The sequence below is a fragment of the Allofournierella sp. CML151 genome, from assembly GCF_027853465.1.
GTDB lineage: Bacteria > Bacillota > Clostridia > Oscillospirales > Ruminococcaceae > Allofournierella.
The window spans coordinates 1-9,243 of sequence record NZ_JAPNNW010000034.1 but is presented as its reverse complement, the minus strand read 5'-3'; the positions used below and the strand labels follow the sequence as shown (position 1 = coordinate 9,243).

Annotated in this window: 10 protein-coding genes and 1 pseudogene; 8 read left to right on the top strand and 3 right to left on the bottom strand. The window is 42.9% G+C overall.

Annotated features, from left to right (window positions below):
* Nucleotides 1-126: 126 nt before the first annotated feature.
* Entirely contained in the window at nt 127-885 is a 759-nt protein-coding gene (locus tag PH256_RS14985) for a MerR family transcriptional regulator (RefSeq protein ID WP_270914803.1), read from the top strand.
* 72 nt (nt 886-957) lie between these two features.
* Here the strand turns inward: PH256_RS14985 and PH256_RS14980 are convergent, their stop codons facing one another.
* Genes PH256_RS14980 through PH256_RS14970 form a run of 3 tightly spaced genes read right to left on the bottom strand, consistent with a single transcriptional unit; the run spans nt 958 to nt 2,833 of the window.
* Nucleotides 958-1,596: a GyrI-like domain-containing protein gene (locus PH256_RS14980; RefSeq protein ID WP_270914802.1), complete on the bottom strand. Its 639-nt coding sequence runs from the start codon at nt 1,594-1,596 to the stop codon at nt 958-960.
* Nucleotides 1,597-1,598: 2 nt separating this feature from the next.
* On the bottom strand, nt 1,599-1,919 hold the full coding sequence (locus tag PH256_RS14975) for a TfoX/Sxy family protein (RefSeq protein WP_270914801.1): 321 nt from the start codon (nt 1,917-1,919) through the stop codon (nt 1,599-1,601).
* 2 nt (nt 1,920-1,921) lie between these two features.
* Nucleotides 1,922-2,833, bottom strand: a complete 912-nt coding sequence (locus PH256_RS14970) for a helix-turn-helix transcriptional regulator (protein WP_270914800.1) — start codon at nt 2,831-2,833, stop codon at nt 1,922-1,924.
* A gap of 484 nt (nt 2,834-3,317) precedes the next feature.
* Between PH256_RS14970 and PH256_RS15345 the strand changes: the two are divergent.
* From PH256_RS15345 to PH256_RS14940, 7 genes and pseudogenes are all read left to right on the top strand, one after another.
* Nucleotides 3,318-3,448 (top strand): annotated as a pseudogene (locus tag PH256_RS15345) (IS3 family transposase); the annotation flags it as partial.
* Complete coding sequence (locus PH256_RS14965) at nt 3,426-3,674, top strand: hypothetical protein (protein ID WP_442866666.1); 249 nt, start codon at nt 3,426-3,428, stop codon at nt 3,672-3,674. The pseudogene PH256_RS15345 and the gene PH256_RS14965, both read left to right, overlap by 23 nt.
* Before the next feature lie 792 nt (nt 3,675-4,466).
* Nucleotides 4,467-6,149: a hypothetical protein gene (locus PH256_RS14960; protein WP_270914799.1), complete on the top strand. Its 1,683-nt coding sequence runs from the start codon at nt 4,467-4,469 to the stop codon at nt 6,147-6,149.
* A 45-nt stretch (nt 6,150-6,194) separates the two neighbouring features.
* Nucleotides 6,195-7,052 carry a decaprenyl-phosphate phosphoribosyltransferase gene (locus PH256_RS14955; RefSeq protein ID WP_270914798.1) on the top strand — a complete coding sequence of 286 codons (858 nt, stop codon included), beginning with the start codon at nt 6,195-6,197 and terminating at the stop codon, nt 7,050-7,052.
* Nucleotides 7,053-7,065: 13 nt separating this feature from the next.
* The gene (locus PH256_RS14950; RefSeq protein WP_270914797.1) at nt 7,066-7,626 is read left to right on the top strand and encodes a haloacid dehalogenase-like hydrolase; all 561 of its coding nucleotides are present in this window, start codon (nt 7,066-7,068) and stop codon (nt 7,624-7,626) included.
* A 56-nt stretch (nt 7,627-7,682) separates the two neighbouring features.
* Nucleotides 7,683-8,738, top strand: a complete 1,056-nt coding sequence (locus PH256_RS14945; protein ID WP_270914796.1) for an acyltransferase family protein — start codon at nt 7,683-7,685, stop codon at nt 8,736-8,738.
* 83 nt (nt 8,739-8,821) lie between these two features.
* On the top strand, nt 8,822-9,046 hold the full coding sequence (locus PH256_RS14940; RefSeq protein ID WP_270914804.1) for an acyl carrier protein: 225 nt from the start codon (nt 8,822-8,824) through the stop codon (nt 9,044-9,046).
* Nucleotides 9,047-9,243 lie beyond the last annotated feature (197 nt).

Here is a 9,243-nt window from a genome sequence, read left to right as displayed (position 1 = left end):
AGCCGTGTCGGACAAGATCCGACACGGCTTTTTTCTTTGCGCTGAAAAATCAATAAAAATTTTTCGTCTTCCTCTTGACTTTACCGTACCGTCAACGGTTATGCTTGTTCACAGGGAGGGATTTTTATGGAGTATTCCATTCAGGAACTGGCGCACCTGGCCGGAGTAACCACCCGCACTCTGCGCTGGTACGACCAAATCGGTCTGCTGAAGCCCGGCCGTGTAGCCGAAAGCGGCTACCGCTACTACGGCGATGCCCAGGTGGACCGCCTGCAGGACATTCTTTATTACCGCGCCCTCGGGGTGGAGCTGGCGCAGATCAAGGAATGCCTGGATGACCCTGCCTTCGACCGGCTTGCCGCACTGCGCAGTCATCTTGCCGCACTGGAGGCGGAACAGGCACGGCTGGCCGGACTGATCCGCTCGGTAAAAGCTACCATCGACGCAGAGGAAAGGAATGAGACGATGAACGACGAACAGAAATTTGAATGCTTTAAAAAGAAAACTGTGGCTGAAAACGAAAGGCTATACGGAACAGAAATCCGAAAAAAATACGGCGACGCGCAGGTGGAGCAGGCTAACGCCGCCATGATGGGTATGAGCCGTGAGCAGCACGCCACCTGGAGCGAACTGGGCGAAACGCTCCAGCAAAAGCTGGAGGATGCGGTGCGTTCCGGCTGCACCCCGGACAGCGAAGAGGGACGGCAGATCGCCGAACTTCATCGCCAGTGGCTCACCCTGACCGGTACCCCCTATACTCCGGCCAAGCACCGGGGCATCGCGGAACTTTATGTGCTGGATGAACGCTTTACCGCCTATTATGACAAACAGCTGCCCGGATGCGCCCGTTTTCTGCGGGACGCAGTTGTCTGCTGGATCAAGTAAACCCAAGGAGCTCCCGGCGAATGACCGGGAGCTCCTTGGGTTTTTTATAACGTGATTTATGCAGCTGCGTTTTTACAAGCCAATCTTTCTGATTGGGTGGCGAATCACGGTTTTCAGTCGTTCCGGCTTGCAGCGGCGCACATCGCTCAGGTAGATTTCATGGTGGAAACGGCTTTGTCCAAAGTCTTCCACGTACCCCTGCTCCTGTACATACCGCTGCATAGCATCCACGGTGGCGGGCTCGTCATCATAGGGGCCAATGTGCATACTCTGCACGCAAAGTCCCTCCTCCCAGTGAAAAAACTCCACCGGGGAAAAATCCTGCCGCTTCTTTTCCGTGGCTTCCCGAATCGCCCAGTCGAAGGCATCCCGAGTGACGAACTCCGGCAGCCGAATCAGGGAGATCCACTGGAAATCCTGCTTGCGGGAATAGTCCACTCCATGAATCCCCTCCTGCCACCACAAGCCTTCCAAAGGAGGCACCACATAGTCGAAATAACCTTCCAGTTTATGGCCGCCTTTTTTACTCATCTTAATGGTATACGCCACTGCATACAGCAGCCCGATGGCCTGCTTGTAGGCGCCGTCCTCCTGGTTAGGGTCACCTTCACCGCGGACCGCCAGGAAATTCATAGCTGGCACCGTGACAAGCTCCGGCGCTTTAGGCGGCAGGTAAAATTCCTTGTATTCCTTTTTATAATCAAAGGGCATGGTCATTTCCTCCTCTTTTTCGGCTGCAGCATCAGTGCTTCACAGGTGATTCGAACAAGTTTAGTAAGCCGCTCCCGGTCGTCTACGTCCTCCACAAGAAAGTAGTCCCTTGCACCTGCGTACGGCGGGGCCTTGGGAAGGTCCGGGAAGTCAGCCTCGCTCTGGGGCGTAATTTTTACAAACAGCTGATCATCACAGATGACGGCAAAGAACACGCCATCGCAATAGAGACCGTACTCCCCGAACATCTTTTTGCTGCGGATGCTCCCCGCCTGCTGCATCTGCTCCGCCACATACTCCACAAAATCCGCATGCGATGCCACGGTCAATCCCTCCGTTCATATTTTTGCTGTAACCAGCGCCCCAGCTGCGCCAGTTTCTCCCGCAGTTCGGGCGGCTCCTGCACCTCTGCCCCATCGCCAAAAGTCAGCAGCCAGCTGAGTGCGCTGGTTTCGTCCGAAAAAACGCCGGCGAAATGCAGACTCCCGTCTTCCTGCCGGGTAAAGCTCCCCGCACCGTATTCCTCCACCAGCCGCCACTGGTACTCGGGACGAAACACTACTGTCACCGGGTACCGGGGCACAAAAACCCGTTCCGCGCTCAGATCAGGCAGGGGGGCAGGCCGCGGCTCAAACAGCGCTCCTTTGGCAAGTCCGTTCATGCGGACCAGCTTGAAGAGGCGAAACGCCTGTCGGGTGCGGCACCAGCCCCACACATACCAGGAGGACCATTGAAAGATCAGGTAATAAGGTTCGATGGTCCGCTGTGTCTCTCCTTTGGGCGAAAAATAGTTGAATTGAATGACCCGAGACTGCTCGATTGCCCCTTGAATGAGCTCAATTTTGGGCGCAAGATCGCTTTTGTACCAGGAAGAAAGGTCAATGAGCATGTGCGCACCGCCGGGAATCAGGTCTGTTGTTTCCGGCGAGAGCTTTTCCATTAGCTGGGCATACCGCCGGGTGCCGCTCACACTGTCCAGACTGCGCAGCCCTGCCAGGATGGCCTGCATTTCCGGGGCGGTGATCAGGGTGCGGTCCATCCGGTATCCCTCCATGATGGAGATTCCTCCCCCTGCTCCCTGTGCGGTCACCAAGGGAATACCCGCCTGGCACAGGGATTCCACATCCCGCTGGATGGTCCGGCGGGAGACCTCAAACCGCCGGGCCAGTTCCGGCGCGGTGACCCGCTCCTTTTGCAGCAGGATGGACAGAATGCCGATCATTCGTTCCATTTTCATGGCATTCTCTCCTTTCGTTTGCCTGTATTATAGCACAGGAAGCGGACAGCTGACTGTCATGTTATTATTGCAATCGAAAATCTTTTTCGAAAAGTGGTCCAGCCCCCCATTTAAAGCACTACATTTCAAATCACTTTCTTAATATGGCCCCGCTGCCAATGTTCCCAGTGAACGGGTCCAGTAAAAACGGACAGTAACAAAAGCCCCCCTGATGCAGGAAAACAGACTGCATCAGGGGGTTTGTCATGGAGAAATGAAATTACACACATGTTCAAGTGCTGCTACCAGAGATCAAGGCCATGCTGGCAGAGGGGGGAACACAGCGGAAAGTTGCAGAATACTCTAACCTGTTGTCTGAAATCCGCCGACGCAGGAAATGGCAGCAGATGGTGCAGCAGATACACAAGTGTTGGCGTTCAGCTGAAATAACCATTTAGGGATGCGGACAGAATCTTGGGCCACAGGAGGGGCTACATATACACGTATCGTTCATTCAGACCGAGGAGGCCACTACCGCTGGACAGAGGTTGGATAGCACGAATGAACACAGCTGGTTTGACACGCTCTATGTCAAAAAAAGGTTATTCGCCGGATGATTCCACTTGCGAACGGTATCAACAAGATCAAGAAGGCGGACCTGTGCCACAGCCCGGGCATAGAGGTCCCAATGACCGGCCGCCCCACCTTTGTGATCGCCCACCGGTTCTCCACCGTGAAAATCGCCGACTGCATCATGGTGCTGGAGCAGGGCCGCATCATCGAGCGAGTCACCTACATCCAGCTGATCGTCCAGAAGGGCCGCTACTACCAGCTGTACACTGGCAATGCCATCGGGGCGTAACAGAACATTATGCTGTTATTGAGAAAATCCCAGTATAGTAACCCATCACCTACAGCATCGAATCTTCTCCTATTATCAATCGAAGGAGCCCCTGTGAACGTCTTGCATATAACCAGTATTAAGCAGGAATTTTCTTTGATATACTTCAGATCATTGTACAAATATCACGTTGATTCTCTCACCACTAATTACCAGATGCCTTCCCGCAATCTGCACCGCATTTAGTTTTGTTGCAACAGCCCTCTCAGTCGTTCCAGATAAAGCATACTAATATCGTAAATTTTCGGATAGAATCTAGTGTATGTGTACCGAGGAAAAAATATTTTCTGACCTTTCGCTAACCTTGCAAACTTAAACACTTTGAGTCAGTCTCATCGTCTCCGTTCTTCTACACGAAAAAACGATCTTTTTACCCTGTTCTTTCAAAAAGATTTTCTGCGGAGTAGCATATATTCTCGTCTAGGGAAGCCTCCCTCCCCAATTTCGCCTTTCTTTTATGAAAACAAACACTTTACAATATTAAATCAACTTTTCCACAGAAAGGGTAAACAATATTGCAATATAACAAAAAATAATGTATCATTTAAAGCAAGCTCGACCCTTTTACCCTACTCTATCTATTCAGTTTCCCCTTCTTTCATTAGCTTTACGTTTAATCTCCTGCCATGTATATTCCTCTAAGCTCTATATTTCTCGTATTATTGAACTCACCTTATTAAAAACAAGAAAGGAAATGAAAAAGTGCTTAATCAAAAGAAATTTCAATTAAAGATCGGAACATTTTGTCTTCATATGTCTCAAATTTTTTTATATCTTATGGCATCCACCATACTTTTCACTGCTACTTGTTTTTTCTTTGGTATCACAATAAACGCATTTACACTCCCTCTTAGTTATGGAATCGCTATAATTTGTTTAATATTTTTCTATAACGATTCTATTAATTCCGTCTTATTTTATGAGATTTTAACTGCTACAGTTATTCTAGGAGTTTTGATATGGATCTCCGGAAGCATTTATGACAATTCCGTTGATGGAAACCTTTATCACAAATTAGCCATTGGTCTATTGAAAAACAACTGGAATCCTCTCTCTCAACTACCTCAGGAACAATATTTTAAGGTCATCGCAATGAACGATTCCTCGCAGATTCCATCTGGCAGTTTATGGGCAGAAACATATTGCAAAGGCACTTGGATTTTTGCAGCTGGCATTTATGCGCTAACCGGAAACATTGAATCCGGAAAAGTATATACCTTGCTCGCTATGGTTTGCGCATTTTTGATTACCATCGCTTTTTTAACAGCAAAAGGCAAACGAATGAGTTTCTGTATATTATTTTCGCTTGCAGCCATGTTAAGCCCTATCGCTATTCCCCAATTTGGCACTTATTATGTAGATGGTTTTCTTCATCTCATGCTATACATTTTGATTATTTCTTTAATTATGCAAGATCAAGAAACCATATTTCCTTCCAAAGTTTCATGGAGTTTAATAGTCTCCTCCATGATTATCTGCGGCAATATTAAGTTCACCGGTCTTTTATATGGGGGTATTTTTTGTATTGCTTATTTCTTATGGTTTTGCTTCAAACGCTTAAAAATGTCCAATGGAAACTTTAATATATCGCTTTGTTTAAAGCGAATGATTCCTTTTGCTGTTCTCGCATTTATAACTATTTTCTGGGCTGGCAACACTTCCTATGTGACTAACTTTTTGCGCTATCACAATTTTACCTATCCTCTGTCTGGCAAGGGGGCTGTCGATATCATGACTACTAACTCTCCTTTCGCCGAAGTTAATCATTTTAAAAACTTTTTTCTCTCCATATTCTCTAAAATGAACAACATGATGGGGGAGACTGCTTGGAACAATCCTGATAGTTGCACATTGAAATTCCCATTTACAGTAGATTGGGTTCAGGAGTCTCAGTACCTTTCTTCTCCAGATTCTCGAATTTCCGGTTTTGGAATCTTTTTTAGTGGCATTCTCCTAATTTCACTTATAATCATTGCCGTCAAACTGATTTTTATGAAGAAAGACTTCAAGTTTTACTTCCTTTGCATGAATCTAATTGTATGCCTAGGTTTAACTTTTGGCATAACAGAAAGTTGGTGGGCTCGGTATTCTCCTTATGTATATTTTATTGTCTTAATTGCTCTTTATATCATTCTCAATTCGCATAAAAAGATCATGCATGTAATTGGATACTGTTTTGCTGTCATCATTATTTTAAATGCAAGTCTTTTCTTCCGTTCAGTACCTCAGTATATTCAAATGACAAAGCAGGTCCATTCCGCTTTTACATTCTTACAAAAGGACGCTTCTGTCTCTTTGTATGCTGGTGATTTCTCTGGTATTTATTTTAATCTAAATGACTTGGGAATTCGCTATGTGGTTGATCCCGAAATCTCCCAGGACCCGGAAGCCATTCGTCTTGGTTATTTGGATCTTATGTCCGTGCCTGAAATATAATACAGGTCATAAAAATGATGTATTACTAAAAGATGAGGTTATTTTATGCTCACCATTTTAAAACTGATGCGACCACACCATTATATTAAAAATCTTTTAGTTTTTGCAGCCCTTGTCTGCAGTGGTAATTTTTTTATTGTTCCGAAGTTACTCGATACATGTTGCGCCTTCTTAGCATTCTGTATGACTTCGTCTGTCGTTTATATTATAAACGATATACGTGACAAAGAAAAAGATAGCCAGCACCCCACTAAATGCAAACGCCCCATTGCATGCGGTTCAGTATCAATTCGGACTGCATGGATTTTAGTTGCCGTGCTCGTAATCGTTGCTTCACTAAGCAATATGCTTATTTACAGCCCGCTTTCCAGTTTACTTTTGCTGCTCTATTTTCTCGCAAATTTAGGCTATAGTTTCGGATTAAAAAACATCCCGTTAGTAGATATTGCCATTCTTGTTTCAGGCTTTCTAATCCGTGTAGCTTATGGATCATTAATAACTAATATTGCAATTTCTAACTGGCTATATCTAACCGTTATTTCTGCCTCTTTTTATTTTGCTCTTGGAAAACGTCGAAACGAACTAAAACGCTTGGGCACTGACACTCGAATAGTTTTAAAAACATATTCCTTGTCCTTTTTGGACAAAAACATGTATATGTGCCTTACTTTGACAAATGTGTTCTATTCTCTTTGGAGCATGGATAATCAGACTGTTACGTCTTATAATAATGCAAAGCTTATCTTTACTGTTCCTATAGTTTTACTTATTACAATGAAATACAGCATGCTCATTGAAGGCGATTCAGATGGCGATCCTGTAGAAGTTCTATTCCACGATAAAAAGCTTTTAATTTTATGTACACTATATGCTCTCATGATGTTTCTTATTCTCTATATGTAAAAGGTAATTCAGTATGAATGTTTATGATTTTGACAAAACTATTTATGATGGCGACTGTACTGTAGATTTTTATTTTTATTGTTTGAAACACCACCCCTACATTGCAACACATATATTTCGACAATCTTATGGGATTTGCCTCCACACTATTTCCAAAATTGATACCACAACAATGAAGGAATATTTCTTTTCCTTTCTTTCTGACCTTAAGCAGCCAGAATCTTGTGTTGATGCTTTCTGGGACAGTCATCAACACAAGATAAAGGACTGGTATTTAAACAAGAAAACTGCGCAAGATCTTATTATTTCTGCATCTCCTCTTTTTTTAATTGCGCCCATTTGCCATCGTCTAGGTGTTGCCAAACCAATCGCATCTCTTATCGATATTCGTAGTGGCAAGTTCAACGGGGTAAATTGCAAAGGACAAGAAAAAGTATTTCAATTTTACCAACGTTTCCCAAACGGAGAAATTGATCAATTTTATTCTGATTCTCTCTCTGATGCGCCCCTTGCAAAAATCGCTCGTGAAGCCTATTTGGTAAAAGGATCAGAATTAATTTCTTGGCAAACATAATATGTAATATGACTCATGTCTACTAGTAAAATTACATTATTGAGGAGAATTCATTAATGTCAGGTAGGGACAATTATTTAGACACAATTCGGGGAATTGCTGCCATATCCATTATAATAATACACACCGCATTTTGGTCAGGAGCAACATACGGTGTTCCTGATTGGATGCAAACTCTAACATTAGCTATAGATGTCGGCCTTTTTTTCTTTCTTGCTGGATGGTCTATTTCTTTTAAAGAAAAATCTCCATGGAATATTTTCCAATCAATTATTGAAATAATGAAAAAGTGGATTTTTTTCATTGTTTTTGTTGCTATAATTTCATTCAAAACCACTGATCTCAAAAGTTTACTTTCTTCTTTTTGTTTTAATGTCTCTATCCCACAATTTCCTGTAATCGCAGGATCAATTTGGTTTCTTCCAGTATATATTTGTGTAACTTTTATAAACTCAATTATTATTTATATAATCAACACTCACTCTGTAACGTTAGAATCTAAAATTAAAAACTACTGCAGATATCTTATCATTCTCCTTTTTCTTCTCTTATTTGACGCTCAAGGAACCGTTTTATTTCCTCAAATAGATTCACAATGGTTGTTCTATTCTGTACCGTATTTATTTGGCCTTATATACGGAAAAACGCGTTTTCATTTTAATGTCAGACAATTTGTTATCGGAATATTGTTGATTGCTTTTGCAATGAAATTAAACTCCTCCCTTCTTAATTTACCCATCAACCCCATGCAAAACAACAAATTCCCACCAAATCTGACATACCTATTCTATACATATATTGGTATATTGTGCACTATATATTTTTCCAATTTCTTTTCAGGGATGAAACACAATATCTTTTCTCACATTGGGAAAAAAGCCTTATGGTTTTATTTTTCACAAGGAATCGGAAGCTCCATTTTATTCCCATTGTCCGTACACATAAATATAAATCTTTGGTATTTGAAGTTTCCAGTGATGGCAGCAATCAATATAACCATAACATTTATTTGTGCCGAGTTCCTTTCATCAGCATATATTCTTATTTGTCATTATTTATCTATTTTTTATAATTTTTTATACAATAAAGCTTTATTTTATTTAGCCTCGTAAACATCATAGTCTTTTACACTAATATCTAAAAAGCCGCAATCTAATAATATTGCGGCCACAGCAGTATATATTAGTTAGAAAAACTGAGATCAAAAAACCGACAGTGTCTCCATTTTGATGATGATTTTTCAAATAAAAAGAAACTGATTGACGACGGAATTCTGGATTCTTTCGACATCATCACTATTGTAAGTGAATTCAACGATGCTTTCGATATCGAAATTGACGTAGATGAGCTTGAGCCTTGCAACTTCAATACTGTTGAAGCAATGCAGGAATTGATCCAGAGACTTCAGGAAGAAGTTTAATTCGCCTTATTTTGCTTATATGTAAAGAAAAAAGCCGCCGGTTGGCGGCTTTCAGCCTGTAAAAAAACCTGCTTTGGCAATCAAGCCAGAGCAGGTTTTTGGTTTATTGACAAGAACACAGCGACGGGGGTGCGGACAGAAAATAGTGTAGAATAGGTTTCGCAAAAATAAAAAGACATGGTTTACCGATCTTTGGG